Below are 19,172 nucleotides of genomic sequence, written 5' to 3' on the forward strand. Positions count from 1 at the left end.
GCCACGGCGGCCCCGGCGGAGCGCCTTCCGGCCCGGGCGGTCCGGGTGCGGGCGGTCCGGGCATGGGCGGTCCCGGTGGTCCGGGTGGTCCCGGCTCCGGTGGTCCGGGTGCCGGCGGCCTCGGCGGTCCCGGTGGCCCTGGCGGTCCGGGCTCAGGCGGCCCGGGTGGCCCGGGCGGCCCCGGCACGAGCGGCCCCGGCGGTCCCGGCATGGGCGGCCCCAGCGGCTCCGGCGGTCCCGGTGGCCCGGGTGGCGTGTCCGACGGTGGTGCGGGCCGCTCGCGCCCCGACCTGCCGTACTTCTCGGACGCCCCGCAGCCCGGCGGCGGGCCGGGCGCGCCCGGCCCCGGCCGCAGTGCGCTCGACGCGTACGGCACCGAGCCCCCCGGCGGCGGCCCGCATGCCACCCCCGGCCCCGGAGTGCGTACGCCCGGCCCGGCCGGCCCCACCACGGGACCGGTCACCGGCACCTCCTCGCTGACCCCGAACCTCGACGGCGTCCCGGGCCTCGGCGGCCCCGGCCCGATGGTCCCGGGCAACCCCGGCGGCGTACCGCCCCGGATGTCCGACGACACCGCGATCCTCACGCCGCAGGCCCCGGCGCCCGACCCCGGCGGCCATGTCTCGGGCGACACGCTGACGAGCGGCATCCCCGTGGTGCCCAGCGAGCCCCGCGCCACGTTCCCGGAGCGGCCGAGCGCCCCGGGCGGCCCGGTGACGGGTCACGGCGGTCCCGGTGGGCCGGGCGGTCCGGGTGCTCCCACGCCGGGCCCCGCCGCCCCGCGTCCCGCGCCGCAAGCCGCCGCGGCCTCCGCTCCCGCGCCCGCGAAGAAGGGCCGCTCCAAGCTGGTCCTCCTCGGGGTGGCCGCGGTCGTGCTGCTCGGCATCGCGTACGGGGCGGGCCTCCTGCTGAACCACGCCGAGGTCCCCAAGGGCACCACGGTGCTCGGCGTCGACATCGGCGGCGGCTCGAAGGAGGAGGCGGTCACCAAGCTCGAAGCCGCCCTCGGCGAGCGGGCCAAGACGCCTCTGACGCTGTCGGTGGACGGCAAGGAGGAGAAGCTCGACCCCGAGAAGGCCGGCCTCACCCTGGACAGCCAGGAGACCGTGCGCGGCGCGGCGGGCAGCGACTACAACCCCGTCTCGGTGATCGGTTCGCTGTTCGGCGGGGAGCGCCCCGCCGACCCGGTGATCCCGGTCGACGAGGAGAAGCTCGGCGTGGCGCTGACCGACCTGGCGGGCGCTTCCGGCTCGGCCAACGACGGCACGATCCGCTTCGAGCCGAACAAGGCCGTGGCGGTGCCGGGCAAGCCGGGCAAGACGCTGGACGCCGGCCAGTCCCTGATCTCGGTCCGGGACGCCTACCGCGCCCAGGTGCAGACCGGGCAGGCCCGGCTGGTCGAACTCCCCGTCGCCACCACCGCGCCCACCATCACCAAGGCCGAACTGGACCGGGCGATGAAGGAGTTCGCCGAGCCCGCGATGTCCGGCCTGATCACCATCAAGGCCGGTCCCAAGCAGATCCAGTTCGGCCCGGCCCGGTCGCTGCCGCAGATCCTGTCCATGAAGCCGGTGGACGGCCGACTGGTCGACGTCTACGACAAGAAGGCGATCGACACGCTGCTCGACGGTGTCTTCGACGGCATCACAGCGGTCAAGGCCGACGGTAAGAAGCACCAGGTCGGTGCGGACGACGTGGCCCAGGCGATGAAGACCGCCCTGGCCGGGAAGACCCCGGCCGAGCGCACGGTCACCATCGACCTGACCGGCGAGGGCTGAGGCCCGGCGCCGACGCCAGCGAGGGGTTCACGCCCGCCGGCGGGCGCCGCGGCGCGGGGCCCGGCGCTCAACAGCAGCCGGGCCCCGCTCCCGTACAGCTCCCGTATTACGGGAAGTTCACCACCTGGGACGGGATCGTGTCCGGCCCCGAGGTGGGGGATCCCACGTCGTTGATCACGTGCTCGTACTGGCCGTTGCCGCCCAGCGAGACCACGATCAGGCTGTGGAACTTCACGCCGGGCTTCACCGGGGCCTTGAAGCCGTGTTCCTGGATGATGGTCGGGTCGACGTTGTAGTAGCAGTAGCTGCCCATGCCCCAGCCCTCGTGCTGCTCGACCGAGTCGTCCACCCGGTAGGCCGCGTACCCCTTCGTGTCGCCGTTCTGGATCGCCTCCTGGTTCGGGGCGTCGTACGCCTTCTCGTTCTGGAAGAAGATCGTGCGGCCGCGCTCGCCGTACCACTCCACGTCGTACTTGTTGAAGTGCTCCACGAACAGCCCGGTCGCCAGAACGTCGTCACCGTTCACACGGACCCCGTAGTCGGCCCGGTTGGTCTCCCAGCCCCAGCCCTCACCGTGGTCCGCACGCCACACCCAGGTGTGGTCGATGATCGTGTCGTCGCTGTTCACCACGATGCTCGTGGTCGCCTTGCCGGGGCCCGCGCCGCCGATCCGTACGAACACGTCCTGGAGCGACGTCGGGTTCGCCGAGTGGTCCGCCGAGGCGTTCTCGGGGCCGACCTCGATCAGCGTCTCGGAGTTCACCGGGCCCGCGTCGACCAGCAGGCCCGCGAGCTTCACGCCGTCCACGTCACCGACCTTGATCGCGGTCACCCCGTTGTCCGGGATGATCGTGGCCAGGCCGAGGCCGAGGGCCACGGTGTCCGCGCGATTGATGTTGATCGTCTCGTCGATGTGGTAGACGCCGGGCGTGAAGAGCAGGTGCAGGCCCTGCTCCACGGCCGCGTTGATCGTGGCGGCGTCCGCCCCCTCCTTCACGACGTAGAACTGGTCCAGCGGGATCGACTCGCCGGCCGGAGTGCCGTCGGCCCACGAGACACCGCGCGCGTTCTCACGCTTCTCGGGGACGAAGACCTTGTAGTCGTCCCCGTCGAGGTAGAGGAACGGCTTCTCGCGGGAGATGGGGGTGGTGTCCAGCGTGGTGTACGGCGGCTCGGGGAAGCTGTTGGCCGGTGCGCCCTCGACGCCCGAGAACGTCATGTTCCAGACGCCGTTGCCCCAGCTGCCGACCGAGCTGTCGCGGGTGTACCACTGCTGCTGCGAGTACGGCCCGACCTGGCCGTCGATCTTGCTGTCGGCGATGTAGCCGCCGCTGGCCCAGCCGTAGCCGTCGGGCGCGAGGTTCAGTCCGCCCTTGACGTGCATCCGGCGGAAGGGGGCCGCCTGCGAGACGGCCCAGCGGTTGGTGCCGGAGACCGGGTTGAGGGTCAGGTTCTCCGCCGAACGCCAGAAGTTCTGGGTCGCGTTCCCGTCGAACCAGCCCGCGTCGACCGTGACATCGCCGTTGAAGGTGGTGTCGTTGGGGTTGAGGCCGAGACCGGCGATCTGGGTGTAGAAGCCGATCTGCGCGTTGATGTTGTCGTACGTGCCCGGCTTGAACATCAGCGCGTGGCGGTCGAGGCCGAACTGCGCGGACTCCTGCTTCTTGAAGATCTCATCGACCTTGCCCTGGATGTCGGGCGTCGACGGGTCGAAGACATGGACGTTGGGGCCGAGGTCGCCGCCGCCCGGCACGGCCTTGACCTCCTCGCCGAACGCGGTCTGGGCCGTGGGCACGGACATCAGCATCGCCACGGCGAGTGCGGCGAATCCGAGGGCCCGGGTGCGGAGGCGGGTGCGCGGTGCGGTGGGGAGGGCGGGGGGAGTGGGGGGAGTGGGGGGAGCATGCATGAGGTACGTCTCCTGGGTCGTGGAACGTGTGCACGACGAACGGGCGAGAGAGCCTGGGGGGAGGCTCTGTGGGAGAGCGCTCTCTCGTTACGGTGATGTTTCCCCCGTGGGCCTGTACGCGTCAAGAGGTGTGCATCAGGAGCCTCGGAAGATGCCACTGAATCCAACAACTGGCCTTGAATGTGCGGAAATTGACGGCTCCGGCGCGATGAGGGCGGCTCCTGGCTTCAGAAGCTGACGTCGTGCCTGGTCGTGGTGGTGGACAGGCGGCCGCGCCGCGCGCGGGGGACGATGGGGCCATGAGTTCCCCCGCCGGTCCGGAACGCCCACCCCGCGGAGCCGATCAGATCAAGGTCTGGTTCCGGGTGGCCCCGCGTGAGGACGGGCCGTGGCCGTACGAGAGCGAGGGGCTGTGGGCGACGCGGCTCGGCCCGGACACCGCGCGGGTGGACAACGTGCCGTTCCTCCGGGACGGGGTCGCCGAGGGCGAGACCGTACGGTTTCGGACCGACGACGACGGGGTGCACTGGGCCGCCGGCCGGGTGGCGGACTCCGGCAACTGCACCGTACGGGTACTGCCTTTGCCGGACGGTCCGCTCGGGCCCGACGTACGGGCCGTGCACGAGCGGCTCGCCGGCTTCGGGCTCACGGGCGAGGTCTTCAGCGCCGGTTTCCCGCTGGTCGCCCTGACCGTGCCCGGCGGCGCCGACCTGCGCGGGGTCAAGGCGCTGCTGGCCCGGGGCCGGGACGAGGGCTGGTGGCACTTCGAGGTCTCGTGCGTCACGGAGGCGTGGCGGGCGGCGTAGCGCGCACCGATCTCCGGCGTGCCGGTGCGCCGGGGGGCGTGGGGCTCCGGGGCATGCCGGGCTCCGGGGTGCGGGGAGCGCTCATGGTTGCGGGGAGCGCCGGTGTGCGGAGACCGCTGTCGGGTTACGCCTCCGGCTCGCCGATCGTCCGGATCACCCGGGCCGGGTTGCCGACCGCCACCACATTGGCGGGCAGGTCCTTCGTGACGACCGCCCCCGCGCCGACCACCGTGTTCTCGCCGATGGCCACCCCGGGGCAGACGATCGCCCCGCCGCCCAGCCACACGTTGTCGCCGATGGTGATCGGCTCGGCGGCCTCCCACTTGGCGCGGCGCGGCTCGGGGTCGACGGGGTGGGTCGGGGTGAGCAGCTGGACGTTCGGGCCCATCTGGACGTCCGCGCCGATGGTGATGCGGCCGACGTCCAGGAGGACCGCGCCGAAGTTGATGAACGTCCGCGGGCCGATGGTGATCCGGTAGCCGTAGTCGACCCGCAGCGGCGGCCGTACCTCGACTCCCTCGCCCACCTCGCCGAGCAGCTCGGCCAGCACGGCGCGCCGGGCCTCCGGGTCGGCGGCCGAGGTGGCGTTGTAGCGCTCGCTCAGCACGGCCGCGTGCAGGGCCTCGGCCGCCAGTTCGGGATCGTCGGCGAGGTACAGCTCACCGGAGAGCATGGCTTCCTTCTGGCCGGTCCTGGTCTCGTCGCTCATGTGGTCTCCTCCGTGCCGGGTGTACGGGCCGCTCGCGGCGATCCGTTCGCTCCGAGCAGTCTGCCCCCGCCGGCGTCGACCGGGGTGCGCAGCCCCGGGGCCAGCGCCGCCGTCACCGCCACGGAGAGGCCCGCGACCACCGCCATGCCCGTCGCGGGGGAGGTCAGCTGGGCGATACCGCCCGCCACGGCCGCGCCCACCCCCTGCATCGCGAGCGTTCCCGAGGAGGCGAGCCCGAGCGCCTGGCCGCTCAGCTCGGGCGGGGTGAGGGCCAGCAGCCGTTCCTGGAGCAGCAGGCTCGCGGCGAATCCCACGCTCGCCAGGACGACCACCGCCAGCGCGAGCGGCAGCCCCGGGCGCAGGGCGAAGAGCAGATAGGGCGCGGCCAGCAGCAGCCGGAGCGGGGCTCCGAGCCGCGCCCGCCACTCGGGGCCTTTCGTCGCGCCCACGAACCGCCCGATCAGCGTGTCCCCGGCCAGCATCCCCAGGGCCCCGCCGGCGAAGAGGAGCCCGGCGTGCCCAGGCGCGTACGCCACGTACAGGGACTCGCAGCCGACGACGAGCCCGTTGGGCACCCACAGCGCCAGGAACACGTACCGGCGCGGCACGGACGACCAGAGCAGCGCGTTCGTCCGCCGGGTCTCCCGGACCGACGGGCGTCCGGTGGCCCTGGGCGGCCGGGCGGTCAGCCCGAGCCGGGTCACGGCCGCCGCGACGACGTACAGGGCGGCCCCGACCAGCAGCGTGCCGCGTGCCGAGAACACCGCCACCAGCGCCCCGCCCACCGCGAATCCGCAGATCTGCATCGCGCCGCCGGTCATGTTCAGCACCGAGCGGCCGATGAGGAACCCCTCGCGCGGAACGATCTCGTTGAGCAGCCCGTACCGCACGCCCCCGCCCGGTGACGCGGCCGCGCCCAGCACCAGCAGGACGGCGAACACGGCCCAGAGCGGCAGCCCGGGGACGGCCTGGACGCAGGTGGCCGCCGCCGACAGCAGGGCGAGCGCGGTCAGCGCGGCGCGCGGCGGCAGCCGGTCCGCCGCCGAGAGCAGGGTGAGCGCCCCGGCCACCTGGGCCAGCGACGGGCCGAACATCGCCAGCGCCGACAGCAGGGGCGAGCCCGTCCGGGTGTACACGAGGGTGCCCAGGGCCAGGCCGGTCGCGGTCTGGGCGGCCGTCTGGACGGAGACGGCCGCGAAGAAGGGGGTGAACTCCGGGGTGCGGAACAGTTCGCGGTAGGTGCGCATGGGGGGAGTCTCCGGAGGCCGTCACCGGGGCCGTTACTGTTTCGCGCTGACGCGAAAGCCTGGGGCTGCCGGGTGGCGTGGGGTTTCCTGAACCGGGGTGGCCGGGGCGGACGGAGCGGTCGGGCCGACACGGCTGAGCGGGTCGGCACGGCTGAGCAGGCTGACAGAGAACGGGCGGTGGTGGGCGTGGGATGGTGGCAGGTCAGTGCGGACACGCTCGCCACCGGCCGGTTCGTCGTCTCGCCGCTCGCGGAGGCCCTCGCGAGCCTGCTGCTCCTGGAGCGGGCCAACGCCGCGCACCCGGGGGAGCGCGCCTGGCTGAAGACCCACCTGCCCGCGTACCGGCGGCGTACCGCCGACGATCCGGTCTCCGCGCTGGTGATCCGATCCGCCCTCGCACCCCGCTGGACCGCCGACTTCCTCACCCCCGCACCGGTCCCCGCCCCGCCCGGCCGGCCCCCGCCCCCCTTCGCCGAGGAGCTGGCGCGGGTGCGGGCCACCCCGCCCGGCCGGGCCCGCGCCGAACTGGCCGAGGCGCTGCGCGGGCCGTTGCCCGCCGCGCTGGACCGGGACGACCTGGCCCGGCGCGCCGCCGACACCCTGGAGTGGGTCTGGACGCACACCGTGCTGCCCGACTGGCCGAGGCGGCAGCGGATCCTGGAGGCCGATGTGGTCGCCCGCACCGCCCAGTTGGGGCGGGTGGGGTGGGCGGAGGCGCTGAACGGCATACGGCCCGGGGTCCGTTGGCTGGGCGGCAGCCGTCTCCAGATCAACACCTCCGACAACCCGCCCCGCGAACTGGCCCGCGCCCAGCTGCTGTTCGTTCCCGTCACCCCGCACCAGTCCTGGGTCTGCTGGGACATCCCGCACCGGTACGGGCTGGTCTACCCGTGTTCCGGCGCGCTCGCCGAGGCCGGGCGCACTCCCGTGCCCGCGGCCCTGGGCGCGCTGATCGGCCCGGCGAGGGCGGCCGTCCTGGTGCTGCTCGCCTCCCCGCTCAGCACGACGCAGCTCGTCGCGCTGACCGGCCAGGGGCTGGGGTCGATCGGCCGCCATCTGCGGATCCTGCTGGACGCGGGGCTGGTCCGCCGCCGCCGGGCGGGCCGTTCCGTGCTCTATTTCCGCACGGAGGCGGGGGACGCCCTGGTGCACCGCGCGGACTGAGAGGGGCGGAAAGCGCCTTGCGCACGCCCCCGCGCGCCCCCTGGCCGTACCCCCTCATCGCGGGGTGGCGAGCGGATACTCATCAGTACGTGGTGCGCTCCGCATGGGTGGCGCGCATGTACGAGTCGTGACAACGGTGACTATGGGCGCCGCTCGTCGTTATGACAACTTCTCTCTCGCCGCGAACGACGCGGAGGAACCGAGCGAGGGGGCCGTGCGTGAATCCGGAGTACGCCGCGTACTGCCAGGCGGACCGCCGCTTCTACGACGCACCCCACCGCTCCCTCGGGCCGGGCGGCGGAGCCGCCGACGAGGAGCGCTCGTTCTACGCACCGCTCCGTGGCTCGGCGCCCGAGGGGTGGACCCGCTCCCGGCGCGGTGACTGGCTCTCCTTCAGCCCCGACGGGCTGCGGCTGCCGCCCCAGGGCTGGAAGATCCACATATCCGCCGCCCTCGACAACGCCACCTCCGTGCTGGACCGGGTCGTCGGCCACTGTCTGGAGCACCGGCTCGCCTTCAAGTGCATACCGAACGCGGGACTGTTGGCCCTGCGCAACGCCAAGTACGCGGACCGGGCGGGCAGCGGGAAGTTCGTCACCGTCTACCCGCCGTCCGAGGACGCGTTCCCCGAGGTGTGCACCGCCCTGATGCGGCTCCTGGAGGGCGAGCACGGCCCGTACATCCTGAGCGACCTGCGGTGCGGGAACGGGCCCGTGCACACCCGGTACGGGGCGTTCGCCGCCCGCTTCTGCTCCGCTCCGGACGGGCGGCCCGTGCCCGCCGTCGCCGATCCGCAGGGCCGGCTGGTCCCGGACGACCGGGGCCCGTCCTTCCGCGTCCCCTCCTGGGTGACCCCGCCCGGCTTTCTGATGCCGCACCTCGAAGCGCGGGCCGCCGTGGGCCTCGGTGACCTTCCGTACACCGTGGAGAAGGCGCTGCACTTCTCCAACGGCGGCGGGGTCTACCTCGGCCGCGACACCCGTACCGGCGAGCAGGTCGTCCTCAAGGAGGCCCGCCCGTACGCCGGTCTGGCCGCCGACGGGGCGGACGCCGTGGCCCGTCTTGAGCGGGAGAGGACCGCCCTGGAGCACCTGGCCGGGCTGGACTGCGTACCGGCCGTGCGGGACGTGTTCGGGGTCGGCGACCACCACTTCCTGGTCCTCCAGTACATGCCCGGCGTCACCCTCAACACCGTCTTCGCCCGCCGCTTCCCGCTCGCCCGGCAGCACCCTTCGCCCGAGCTGCTGGCCGAACACGCGGCGTGGGCCGAGAAGTTGTACGGGCAGGTCGAGGAGGCCGTCGAGGCGGTGCACAGCCGGGGCATCGTCATCAGCGACCTGCACATGAGCAACGTCATGGTCGACGAGGAGACCTCGCGGATCGGCCTGCTCGACTTCGAGGCCGCCTCCCCGGCTACCGAGCGCCGCCGCCAGATCGTCGCCAACCCGGCCTTCGTCGCCCCGCCCGACCGGCGCGGCACGGACATCGACCGGTACGCGCTGGCCTGTCTGCGGCTCGCCCTGTACCTGCCGCTCACCACCCTGTTCGGCATCGACCGCACGAAGGCCGCCGGGCTCGCCCGGGACATCGCCCGCGCCTTCCCGGTCACGGAGGAGGCGCTGCGGCCGGCGGTCGAGGAGATCCTGCGCGAGCCGGGGGAGACGGCGTCCCGCGATACGGAGGAGACGGCGTCCCGCGCCAGGGGGGAGGCGGCGTCCCGGCCCGCTCGCGTATCGGCTTCCGGTAGGGCTTCCGCGTCGACTCCCGGCACGGTTTCCGGTACGGCTTCCGCGTCGACTCCGGGTATGGCCTCCGGTACGGCTCCCGCTTCGACTTCCGGTCCGGCCGCCGTTCCCGACCTCCGCGACTGGCCGCGCAGCCGGGACGCGATGGTGCGGGCCATCACCGCCTCCTGCACACCGGAGCGCGAGGACCGCTGCTTCCCCGGGGACATCGCCCAGTTCGCCACCGTCACCGGCGGCCAGTCCTTCGCGTACGGGGCGGCCGGCGTGCTCTACGCCCTCCACGAGGCCGGGGCCCCGTCATGCGCCCCGGCCGAGGACTGGCTCCTGCGGCACGCCAAGGACCCGGCCTCCGGCAGCCCCCTCGGCTTCTACGACGGGCTCACCGGCATCGCCTGGACCCTGCACCGGATCGGCCGCACCGCCGAGGCCGCCGACCTCCTCCGGATCGTCCTCGACCAGCCCTTGGAGGGCCTCGCGCCCGGTCTGCACAACGGGTACGCGGGCATCGGCCTCGCCCTCGACGACCTGGCCCGCACCGCGTCCGCCACCGACGCCCCGGCCCTGTCCGCCGCGGCCGCCCGGTGTACCGCCCTCGCCGTCCGCGCGCTCACCGACGGTCCGCCGTCGCCCCGCACCGGACTGCTGCACGGCGCGAGCGGCATCGCCCTGCTGCTGATCCGCCGGTACGCGACCACCGGGGACACCGCCCTGCTCGACCTGGCCGCCGCCGCACTCCGCCGCGACCTGGAACGCTGCCGGGCCGGGGACGACGGCGCCCTCCTCGTCGTCGAGGGCAAACGGCTGATGCCGTACGTCGGTTCGGGCAGCGCAGGCATCGCGGCCGTCATCGACGCCTACCTCGCCCACCGCCCCGACCCGGAGCTGGAGGCGGCGGGCCGGGCCCTGCTCCCGGCAGCGCTCTCCGCCTTCTACGTCCAGCCCGGACTGCTCAGGGGCTCCGCCGGACTCCTGCTGCACCTCGCGGCCACCCCGCTGTGCGAACCGGCCGACCGGCAGCGCGCCATCGACCGCCACACCGATCTGCTGGGCAGCCACGCCCTGGCGTACGGCGGCGGACTCGCCTTCCCCGGCGAGCAGTTGATGCGCCTGTCGATGGACCTGGCCACCGGAACCGCCGGCGCTCTCCTCGCGCTGGGCGCCGCGTCCGGCCGCCCCACCGGACTTCCCTTCCTGCCCGCCGTGCACGGAGCGGGCTCCGGACTTCCCGTCCCGCCCGCCGCTCCGGCGGCGCACCCCGGCCGCGCGAGCGGCCCCATGAACCGGCCCCGCCAGGGGTCGTCGGACCGGCCCCACACGGGGTCGTTCTAGCACCACCGCCCAAAGCACCACCAACCGTCCCCGAAAGGACACATCATGGCGCTTCTCGACCTTCAGGCGATGGACACCCCGGCCGAGGACTCCTTCGGCGAGCTCGCCACGGGTAGCCAGGTCTCGCTGCTGGTCTGTGAGTACAGCTCGCTCAGCGTGGTCCTCTGCACCCCGTGACCTCGTGACGCACGCCGTCCGGCCCGCCCAAGTCCCACGGGTGGGCCGGACGGCCCCGTCCGTCACCGCCCGCCCCCGAGCCGGAAGGCCACCACGTGCGGCTGCACCCCCGCCCGGCCACGGCGTCCGGCACCCGGCGGCTCGCCCGGCTCCACCCGGCCGCCCTCACCTGGCTGTTCCTCTGCTCCACCGGCGGGGCGCTCGCCGCCCTCGCCCTGCCCGCCGCCCTGGGCCACACCGTCGACCGGCTGGTCTCCGGCGGGCCCGTGCCCTGGTCCGGGCTGCTGCTCTGCGCCGTCCTGACCCTCGCCGAGACCGGGTTCGACGCGGCGGCCGCCGTCACCGGCACGACCACCACCGCCCGGCTCACCGCGTGCCTGCGCACCCGCACCGCCGCCCGGATCCTGGCCGCCGAACCGCGCAGAGCCCTCGCCCTGCCCACCGGCGACCTCACCGCCCGGCTCACCGCGCGTACCGCCGACGCCGCCTCCGCGCCCGTCACCGCCGCCGGAGCCGTCGCGGGCGTCCTGCTCCCGTTCGGCGCGCTCGTCGGCCTCTTCCTCATCGACGTGTGGACGGCCGCCGCCCTCCTCCTGGGCGCACCCCTCCTCGTCGTCCTGCTGCGCGCCTTCACCCGGGGGACCGCCGACGCCGGGGCCGACTACCAGCGCGCCCAGTCGCTCATCGCCCACCGGCTCACCGAGGCCCTGGAGGGCGCCGACACCATCCGCGCGGCCCGCACCGCCGCCCGCGAACACCGCCGGATCCTGGAGCCCCTGGCCGCCCTCGCCGACCACGGCCGCCGCACCTGGACGGTGTACGGGCGGGCCGTCGGCCGCAGCGGCCTCCTGCTGCCCCTGCTCATGCTGCTGGTCCTCGCGGTCGCCGGACTCCGGCTCGGCGCGGGCGCGATCGGCGTCGGCGACCTGGTGGCCGCCTCCCGTTACGCGAGCCTCGCCGTCGGCATCGGCTCCCTCACCGGCGCGCTGGGCTCCCTGGCCCGCAGCCGCGCCGCCGCCCACACCCTCGACCCCCTCCTCACCCTCGCCCCGCTGCCGCACCGCGGCCTGGGCCCGGTCCCCGACGCCCCCGGGCACCTCGAACTCCGCGGCGTCGGCGTCGAGCAGGACGGCGAACCCCTGCTGACCGGCGTCCACCTGACCGTCCCCGGCGGCACGTCCCTGGCCGTCGTCGGGCGCTCCGGATCCGGCAAGTCGCAGCTCGCCGCGGTCGCCGGGCGGCTGCTCGACCCGGACACCGGCAGGGTGCTGCTGGACGGCGTCCCACTGGACGGCATGGAACCGGCCCGGCTCCGCCGCGAGGTGGCGTACGCCTTCGCCCGACCCGCCCTCCCCGGGAACACCGTGGAGGACACGATCGCCTACGGCCCCTGGACCGCCCCTCCCGAAGCGGTACGCGACGCGGCCCGCGCGGCCCGCGCCGACGGGTTCCTCGCCCTGCTCCCGTACGGCTACGCCACTCCGGTCGTCGGCGCCCCGCTCTCCGGCGGCGAGCGCCAACGTTTGGGCCTGGCCCGCGCGTTCGCCCACCCGGGCCGACTGCTGATCCTCGACGACGCGCTGTCCAGCCTGGACACCGTGACCGAGCACCACGTCCGCCGCGCCCTGGACGCACGGGCCGGGCACTGCACGCGGATCATCGTCGCCCACCGGCTGTCCTCGGCCGCACGGGCGGACCGGGTCGCCTGGCTGGAGAACGGCCGCCTCCGCGCGACGGGCCGCCACGAGGAACTGTGGGCGGACCCGGACTACCGGGCGGTCTTCCGCACGGACACACCGGGCGAGCACCTGGAGCGGACCGGAGCGGAGGCGGCGCGGTGAAGGAGAACGAGCGCGAGACCGCGAAGGCCGCCGCGCCCCGCCCCCGTCGGGAGACCGCGAAGGCCAACCCGCCCCGCCCTCGTCGCGAGACCGCGAAGGCCGCCCCGCCCCGCCCCCGCCGCGACACCGCCCTGCGCCGCGTCGCCCGCGAAGCCCGCCCCTTCCTCCGGGCGCGCAACGGGGCGATCCTGCGGCTGGCCGGCTGGTCCCTGCTGGAGTTCGCGCAGACCTTCCTCAGCGGATACGGAGTCGCCCGCGCCCTCGACGACGGCTTCCTCGCCGGACACCCGGCGACCGGTCTCCTCTGGCTCGCCGTCGCCGCCGTCGCCGTCCTGCCCTCCGTGCTCGCCGCTCGCGGAGTCTTCGGCCGGCTCGCCGACCTGGTGGAACCGCTGCGCGACGGGCTGGTCCGGCGCGCAGTGTCCCGGGCGCTGTCCGGCGCGCTCGGCCGCTCCGGCGACGTCAGCACCCGGTCCCTCTCGCAGGTCACTCATCAGAGTGAGATCGCCCGGGACGGCTGGGCCGGACTCGTCCTGACCCTGCGCTCGTTCGTGTTCACAGCCGCCGGGGCCGTGACCGGACTGCTGGCCCTCTCGCCCGCCCTCCTCGTGATCGTGCTGCCCCCGCTGGTCCTCGGGGCCGCCCTGTTCCTCGCCACCCTGCCGCCGATGGCCGCCCGCCAGCGCGCCTACCTCGCCGCCGACGAGGCGTACGCCGCCCACGCGGGCGAACTCGCCGCCTCCGTACGCGACATCGCCGCCGCCGGAACCGCCGAGCGGACGGTGGCCGAGTCCCGGGCCCTGGCCGCCGCCCAGCTCACCGCCTCCCGGTCGCTGGCCCGCTGGTCGGCCGTACGCGTGGTGGCCCTCGCCGTCTGCGGCCGGTTCCCGCCGCTCCTGCTGCTCCTGGGAGCGCCCTGGCTGCTGCGGAACGGGCTCACGCCGGGCGCGCTGGTCGGCGCGCTGACCTACCTCACCCAGGCACTCGCCCCCGCCGTCCAGGCGCTGATGACCATGCTGGGCACGGCGGGCGGCCGGCTCGTCGTGGTCCTGGACCGGTTCACGGACGCGCCGCCCCCGCCCGCCGAGGACCCCCCGCCGACCGCCCGCGACACCGCCCCGCCGCCGCGCGGCACCCCGGTCGCCGCACTCCACGAGGTCACCTTCGCGTACGGGCCCCGCGCCCACCCCGTCCTGGACCGGCTCTCCCTGACGATCGGCGCGGGCGAACACCTCGCGGTCGTCGGGCCGAGCGGCAGCGGCAAGTCGACCCTGGCCGCCGTCCTCGCCGGGACCGAGCAGCCCACCGGGGGAGCGGTGCGGTGGCGGGGGCGACCGGTGCGGTCGGCCGACGCCACCTCCGTACGCGTCCTGCTGCCCCAACACGCCTACGTGTTCAGCGGCTCGCTGCGGGACAACCTCCGCTACCTCCGCCCCGACGCCGGCGACCGGGAGATCGCGGCCATGGCGGACGCGGTCGGCCTCGACGCGCTGCTCTCCCGGCTCGGCTCCCTCGACGCGGCCGTCGAACCGGACCGGCTCTCCCAGGGCGAACGGCAACTCGTCGCGCTCGGCCGGGCCTACCTCGCCGCCCCGCCGCTGCTGATCCTCGACGAGGCCACCAGCCGGCTCGACCCGGCCGCCGAGACCCGCGCCGAGCTGGCGTTCGCGGCTCTGCCGGGCGCGCTGGTCGTCGTCGCCCACCGGCTCAGCTCGGCCCGCCGCGCGGACCGGACCCTGGTGATGGACGGCCCGCGCACCCGGTGCGGCACCCCCGCCGAACTCCTGCGCTCCAGCGCCCTCTACCGGGACCTGGCCGGCCTCTGGGAGCCGGAGGAGGAGCGGCGGCTCGGCGAGGAGCGCGCCATCAGATCCACCCCGCCTCCTTCGCCCGTCTGATCGCGTCCAGCCGATTCCGCGCCCCGGACTTCCGGATTGCGGCGGCCAGATAATTGCGAACGGTCCCCGGCGTCAGATGCAGTCGCGCGGCTATCCCGGCCACGTTGTCACCCTCCTCGGCCATCGAGAGGACACTCAATTCCCGTGGCGATAACGGCATGTCGGCCACCTGAAGGAGACTGAAGGCCAGTGATTCGTCGATATGCCGTCCGCCGTCCGCCAGTTTGTGCATCACCTCGGACAGATCGTCCACCGGGCGGTACTTGTCGATGTAGCCGAGCGCCCCCGCCTCGTACGCCCGACGCAGGCCGCGCGGCTGGTCGCTGCGGGTGAGCACGGCGAGGGGATACGTTCCTCCATGCGGTGCGGTGACCGTCTTCACCTCGTCGAGTACGTCCCGTGCGCCCGGACAGTCGAGGTCGGTGAGCAGCACGTCGGGGCACCCGCCGCTCAACGCGGCACGTATCGCGCCGCGTTCGGCGGTCCGGACCTCTATGCCCTGCCCCGTGCCGAGGAGCGATGCCAGCGATGCGCGCCACAACGGCACGGAGTGGACCAGCAGCACGGTTGTCATCAATCTGCCCTCAGCTCTTCTCTTCCCGCCGCCCAACGCGGAATGCGATGGACCGTGCGCACCCCGTGACGGGTTTCCAGTTGAGCGCATGGGCATTCGTGTACGCCGACGAATGGGCCGAATAACGCGACTGTTGGGCGCGGAAGGGGGCGTTCGGATGTAAACCGGGAGCGCACATCGCTCACGGACCCATCCGTCTCGCCACGGCCGGAGCGCTTGCACGAGTGATGCCAGGCAGTTTTCCGCGGATGGGCAGATCCATGGATCCGCCGATCCGCGGATTTCCTTACCGGAGGGCCGGGTTCAGTTCAGCAGGGCGCGCGCCGCGTGAGCCTTGCGCCGGATGTTCTCGGCCGTCGTCGGCTCGATCCCGTCGAGGATCTCCGCATATTCCTCCATCTCCGCCGCCCCGCGCTGGAATTCACCGCGCTGGACGAGGAGCTGGGCGTGCTCGTAGCGGAGCCTGGCCGGATGCGCGGGCAGGAGCAGCGACAGCTCCACCGCCCACAGGGCCACGTCCGTGCGCTCGGGCCGGGCCGCCGCCCACGCCCGTACGTTGTTCAGGATCCGCAGCACGATCTCCAGCGGACGGGCGGGCACCATCATCGACGGCTCAAGCGCCGCCCCGGTCGCCCCCGTGACCAGCAGCTCCGCGTCCTGGCCGGTCAGCGGCGCGCCTCCGGCGAACGGGTCGGCCAGCACCGGGTGTTCCCGGTCGCCGAAGCCGACCACGAAGTGCCCGGGCAGCGCCACCCCGTACACCGGTGCGCCCGCCCTCCTCGCGACCTCGATCCAGACGACGGAGAGCAGGATCGGCAGACCCCGGCGGCGGCGCAGCACCTGCTGGAGGAGCGAGGAGTCCAGCCGCTGGTAGTCGGCCGACGAGCCGCCGAATCCGCAGCGCTCACCCAGCAGTTCGGCCAGGGCCGAGGCCCAGCCGGCCGGGGAGCGGGAGCCGTGGGGCAGCAGCCCCGCCAGCCGGTCCAGCTCGATCTGCGCGGCGTCGATGCCGTACGGGTCGGGGACGGGCTCTCCCGGAGTCACCGGGACGACCTCGGCCGGCCCCACCGGTCCGGCCTCCGCGCCCAGCAGCAGACACAGCAGGGCGAGGTCCGGCCGCTCGGACCGGACCTCCTCGGCGAACTGCCGCCGCCGCTCGGCCGCCCCGGAATCCAGCCCGCTCATATCCGACCCACGCCCCTGCTCGTCCTGTCCCCGCCCCGGTGCCGGCCCCGGCGGCCCGCCGCGTAGTCCCTCACGCCGAGCGGTAGTGGTGGTAGCGGTGGTGGCCCGCGAAGCCCATGCCGTCGTACAGCGCCCGCGCCCCCTCATTGTCCTCCTCGACCTGGAGCCAGGCCGCCGAAGCTCCCTCGTCCAGCGCGCGGCGGGCCAGCGCGGTCATCACCGTCGTGGCCAGACCGCGCCGCCGCTGCTCCGGGGCGACCTCGACGGCCATGAACCCCGCCCACCGCCCGTCCACGACACACCGCCCGATCGCGTCCGGCGCGCCGGCCTCCCCCGGCACCGCTGCGAACCAGACCGAGGGGCCGCTGCCCAGGACCCGCAGCACATGCGAGCCGGGGGTGGAGAAGCGCTGGTAGCGGGCGAGCCAGGCCGCGTCCGGCTCCCGGGTCAGGCGGACCGAGGACACCTCCGCGCCCCGGTCCCCGACCGGGGTCAGTGAGGCGATCCGCACCTCCGCCGAGACCTCGCGCCGCCAGCCGTGCCGCTCCAGCTCCGCGCACAGGACCTCCTGCGTGCCCCCGGCCCCGGTCGCCGTCTGGACGTACGCGGGCAGGCCCCGCTCCTCGTACCAGTGGCGGACCCGCCCGAGCGCCTCGCCGAGCGGCAGACCCGGATCGCCGAGCGGCAGCGCGGAGTTGGCGCGCCGGGTGAAGCCCCCGGCCGCCCGCAGCCGCCAGTCGCCCAGCGCCTCGCTCTCCACGGGCTGCCAGGCGCGCGCGGTGACGGTGGCTAGCTCCTCGAAGGAGGCGGCGGGGCCCCGGCGCCGGGCCGGAGCGGCGGGCACGACCTTGCCCGCGACCAGGGACGATTCCACGATGTGGACGGATTCCCCGCTCTTTTGTGTGACCGAGAGCACACCGTCGTTCCATGATGTGAGCACGCCGACCGTATCGGTGAACTTCACGCCCGTGCCCCCGTCGTCCGTCCGGCGGCGCACGGACACGCGTTTGCCCACGTCAGCGGGGGTGATGCGGACCTCCAGCCGTCCGCCGATGGTGAATTCCACAGCTCTGTCCGCCCCTCCTGTTCGGATCGTGCCCGAGAACGGAGATACTAGGGGCGGGCATCGACGACGCCGCGCTCCCGCGCGAGAGCCAACGCCCTACCGAGGAGGAACGACAGCGTGACCTACGTCATCGCGCAGCCTTGTGTCGACGTGAAGGACAAGGCCTGCATCGAAGAGTGCCCCGTCGACTGCATCTACGAGGGCCAGCGGTCCTTGTACATCCACCCGGACGAGTGCGTCGACTGCGGAGCCTGTGAGCCGGTCTGCCCGGTCGAGGCCATCTTCTACGAGGACGACACTCCGGAGGAGTGGAAGGACTACTACAAGGCGAACGTCGAGTTCTTCGACGACCTCGGCTCGCCGGGCGGTGCTTCCAAGCTCGGTCTCATCGAGCGCGACCACGCGTTCATCGCCGCACTGCCGCCGCAGAACCAGTAAGCGGCGGAACCACGCGCGCAGCCCGGTCCCGTACGGCTCGTCCCCGTGCGGGACCGAGGCGTTTCCCCGTGCCGCCGCAGGTACCCGAACAGCCCGAGAAAGCTTCGAGAAAGCCCCGAGAAAGCAGAGCCCCGTGTCCGCAGTCTCCTCCCGCCTCCCGGTCTTCCCCTGGGACAAGCTCGCGCCCTACAAGTCGACGGCCCAGGCCCACCCGGGCGGCATCGTGGACCTGTCGGTCGGCACCCCCGTCGACCCGGTCCCCGAGCTGATCCGGCGGGCGCTGGTCGACGCCGCGGACAGCCCCGGCTATCCGACGGTGTGGGGCACCGAGGCCCTGCGGGACGCGCTCACCGGCTGGGTGGAGCGCCGGCTCGGCGCGGTCGGCGTGACCCACGCCAACGTGCTGCCGGTCGTCGGCTCCAAGGAGCTGGTGGCCTGGCTGCCGACGCAGCTCGGGCTCGGCGCGGGCGACAAGGTGGCCTACCCCCGGCTCGCCTACCCGACGTACGAGGTCGGAGCCCGGCTCTGCGGCGCGGAGCCCGTCGCCTACGACGACCCGACCGAGCTGGACGCGGCGGGGCTGAAGCTGCTCTGGCTCAACTCGCCGTCCAACCCGACCGGCAAGGTGCTGTCCAAGGACGAGCTGACCCGGATCGTCGCCTGGGCGCGCGAGCACGGCGTCCTCGTCTTCAGCGACGAGTGCTATCTGGAGCTGGGCTGGGACGCCGAGCCGGTCTCGGTGCTCCACCCGGACGTCTGCGGCGGCCACTACGACGGCATCGTGGCGGTCCACTCCCTCTCCAAGCGCTCCAACCTGGCCGGATACCGGGCCGCGTTCATCGCGGGCGACGCGGCCGTCCTCGGTGAACTGCTGCTGATCCGCAAGCACGGCGGGATGATGACGGCCGCCCCCGTCCAGGCCGCCACCGTCGCCGCCCTCGGCGACGACGTGCACGTCTCCGAGCAGCGGGCCCGTTACGCGGACCGGCGCCTCGCCCTGCGCGCGGCCCTGGAGGCGCACGGCTTCCGGATCGAGCACAGCGAGGCGAGCCTCTACCTGTGGGCGACCCGCGACGAGCCGTGCTGGGACACCGTGGCGTACCTCGCGGAGCGGGGCGTCCTGGTCGCGCCCGGCGACTTCTACGGCCCGGCGGGCGCGAGCTTCGTCCGGGTGGCGTTCACCGCGACCGACGAGCGGGTGGCGGCGGCGGTCAAGCGCCTGTCCTGACCCGGATACGCGCGAGGGCCTGGATAGGCGGGGCCCGGCAATGCCGGAGGGCCTGAGGAGTGCGCACTCCTCAGGCCC

General features: G+C 74.2%; 15 protein-coding genes. 9 read left to right on the forward strand and 6 right to left on the reverse strand.

What is annotated here, in order from left to right; all coding sequences use genetic code 11:
• On the forward strand, nucleotides 1–1,778 hold a 1,778-nt coding region (locus ACFWM7_RS21865), incomplete at its 5' end, for a hypothetical protein (RefSeq protein ID WP_383263071.1).
• A gap of 106 nt (nucleotides 1,779–1,884) precedes the next feature.
• On the opposite strand, the gene ACFWM7_RS21870 is transcribed toward ACFWM7_RS21865, so the two are convergent.
• The gene (locus ACFWM7_RS21870) at nucleotides 1,885–3,687 is read right to left on the reverse strand and encodes a coagulation factor 5/8 type domain-containing protein (protein ID WP_383263073.1); all 1,803 of its coding nucleotides are present in this window, start codon (nucleotides 3,685–3,687) and stop codon (nucleotides 1,885–1,887) included.
• Between the two features lie 299 nt (nucleotides 3,688–3,986).
• Here ACFWM7_RS21870 and ACFWM7_RS21875 point away from each other — a divergent pair, with 299 nt between their 5' ends.
• Nucleotides 3,987–4,493 carry a DUF4265 domain-containing protein gene (locus ACFWM7_RS21875; protein ID WP_383263075.1) on the forward strand — a complete coding sequence of 169 codons (507 nt, stop codon included), beginning with the start codon at nucleotides 3,987–3,989 and terminating at the stop codon, nucleotides 4,491–4,493.
• Nucleotides 4,494–4,617: 124 nt separating this feature from the next.
• Here ACFWM7_RS21875 and ACFWM7_RS21880 read toward each other — a convergent pair whose 3' ends face one another.
• Both ACFWM7_RS21880 and ACFWM7_RS21885 read right to left on the reverse strand, forming a co-directional pair.
• Complete coding sequence (locus ACFWM7_RS21880; protein WP_383263077.1) at nucleotides 4,618–5,202, reverse strand: sugar O-acetyltransferase; 585 nt, start codon at nucleotides 5,200–5,202, stop codon at nucleotides 4,618–4,620.
• Nucleotides 5,199–6,449: an MFS transporter gene (locus tag ACFWM7_RS21885; protein ID WP_383263078.1), complete on the reverse strand. Its 1,251-nt coding sequence runs from the start codon at nucleotides 6,447–6,449 to the stop codon at nucleotides 5,199–5,201. The genes ACFWM7_RS21880 and ACFWM7_RS21885 overlap by 4 nt, the downstream gene beginning before the upstream one ends.
• A 186-nt stretch (nucleotides 6,450–6,635) precedes the next feature.
• On the opposite strand from ACFWM7_RS21885, the gene ACFWM7_RS21890 reads away from it, so the two are divergent.
• From ACFWM7_RS21890 to ACFWM7_RS21910, 5 genes are all read left to right on the forward strand, one after another.
• The gene (locus ACFWM7_RS21890; RefSeq protein ID WP_383263079.1) at nucleotides 6,636–7,613 is read left to right on the forward strand and encodes an ArsR/SmtB family transcription factor; all 978 of its coding nucleotides are present in this window, start codon (nucleotides 6,636–6,638) and stop codon (nucleotides 7,611–7,613) included.
• Between the two features lie 218 nt (nucleotides 7,614–7,831).
• On the forward strand, nucleotides 7,832–10,687 hold the full coding sequence (gene lanKC / locus ACFWM7_RS21895) for a class III lanthionine synthetase LanKC (RefSeq protein WP_383263080.1): 2,856 nt from the start codon (nucleotides 7,832–7,834) through the stop codon (nucleotides 10,685–10,687).
• A 45-nt stretch (nucleotides 10,688–10,732) separates the two neighbouring features.
• Entirely contained in the window at nucleotides 10,733–10,864 is a 132-nt protein-coding gene (locus tag ACFWM7_RS21900; protein ID WP_003966507.1) for a SapB/AmfS family lanthipeptide, read from the forward strand.
• Nucleotides 10,865–10,959: 95 nt separating this feature from the next.
• A complete protein-coding gene (locus ACFWM7_RS21905) occupies nucleotides 10,960–12,705 on the forward strand; it encodes an ABC transporter ATP-binding protein (RefSeq protein ID WP_383263081.1) in 1,746 nt (581 codons plus the stop codon).
• Nucleotides 12,702–14,603 (forward strand): ATP-binding cassette domain-containing protein, encoded by a 1,902-nt coding sequence (locus ACFWM7_RS21910; RefSeq protein WP_383263082.1) that lies wholly within the window; start codon nucleotides 12,702–12,704, stop codon nucleotides 14,601–14,603. Before ACFWM7_RS21905 ends, ACFWM7_RS21910 begins: the two co-directional genes overlap by 4 nt.
• Here ACFWM7_RS21910 and ACFWM7_RS21915 read toward each other — a convergent pair.
• The 3 genes from ACFWM7_RS21915 to ACFWM7_RS21925 form a co-directional block, all read right to left on the reverse strand.
• Entirely contained in the window at nucleotides 14,572–15,177 is a 606-nt protein-coding gene (locus ACFWM7_RS21915) for a LuxR C-terminal-related transcriptional regulator (RefSeq protein ID WP_383263084.1), read from the reverse strand. The two genes, ACFWM7_RS21910 and ACFWM7_RS21915, sit on opposite strands and share 32 nt — an antisense overlap.
• A 303-nt stretch (nucleotides 15,178–15,480) precedes the next feature.
• The gene (locus ACFWM7_RS21920; RefSeq protein WP_383263086.1) at nucleotides 15,481–16,362 is read right to left on the reverse strand and encodes a transglutaminase-like domain-containing protein; all 882 of its coding nucleotides are present in this window, start codon (nucleotides 16,360–16,362) and stop codon (nucleotides 15,481–15,483) included.
• A gap of 70 nt (nucleotides 16,363–16,432) precedes the next feature.
• The gene (locus tag ACFWM7_RS21925) at nucleotides 16,433–17,428 is read right to left on the reverse strand and encodes a GNAT family N-acetyltransferase (protein WP_383263087.1); all 996 of its coding nucleotides are present in this window, start codon (nucleotides 17,426–17,428) and stop codon (nucleotides 16,433–16,435) included.
• A gap of 117 nt (nucleotides 17,429–17,545) precedes the next feature.
• On the opposite strand from ACFWM7_RS21925, the gene fdxA reads away from it, so the two are divergent.
• Together fdxA and dapC are read left to right on the forward strand one after the other, a co-directional pair.
• Complete coding sequence (gene fdxA / locus ACFWM7_RS21930; RefSeq protein WP_018956287.1) at nucleotides 17,546–17,866, forward strand: ferredoxin; 321 nt, start codon at nucleotides 17,546–17,548, stop codon at nucleotides 17,864–17,866.
• Nucleotides 17,867–17,999: 133 nt separating this feature from the next.
• A complete protein-coding gene (dapC, locus tag ACFWM7_RS21935) occupies nucleotides 18,000–19,094 on the forward strand; it encodes a succinyldiaminopimelate transaminase (RefSeq protein ID WP_383263088.1) in 1,095 nt (364 codons plus the stop codon).
• Nucleotides 19,095–19,172 lie beyond the last annotated feature (78 nt).

Source organism: Streptomyces sp. NPDC058375 (genome assembly GCF_042723425.1).
GTDB classification, from domain to species: domain Bacteria; phylum Actinomycetota; class Actinomycetes; order Streptomycetales; family Streptomycetaceae; genus Streptomyces; species Streptomyces durocortorensis.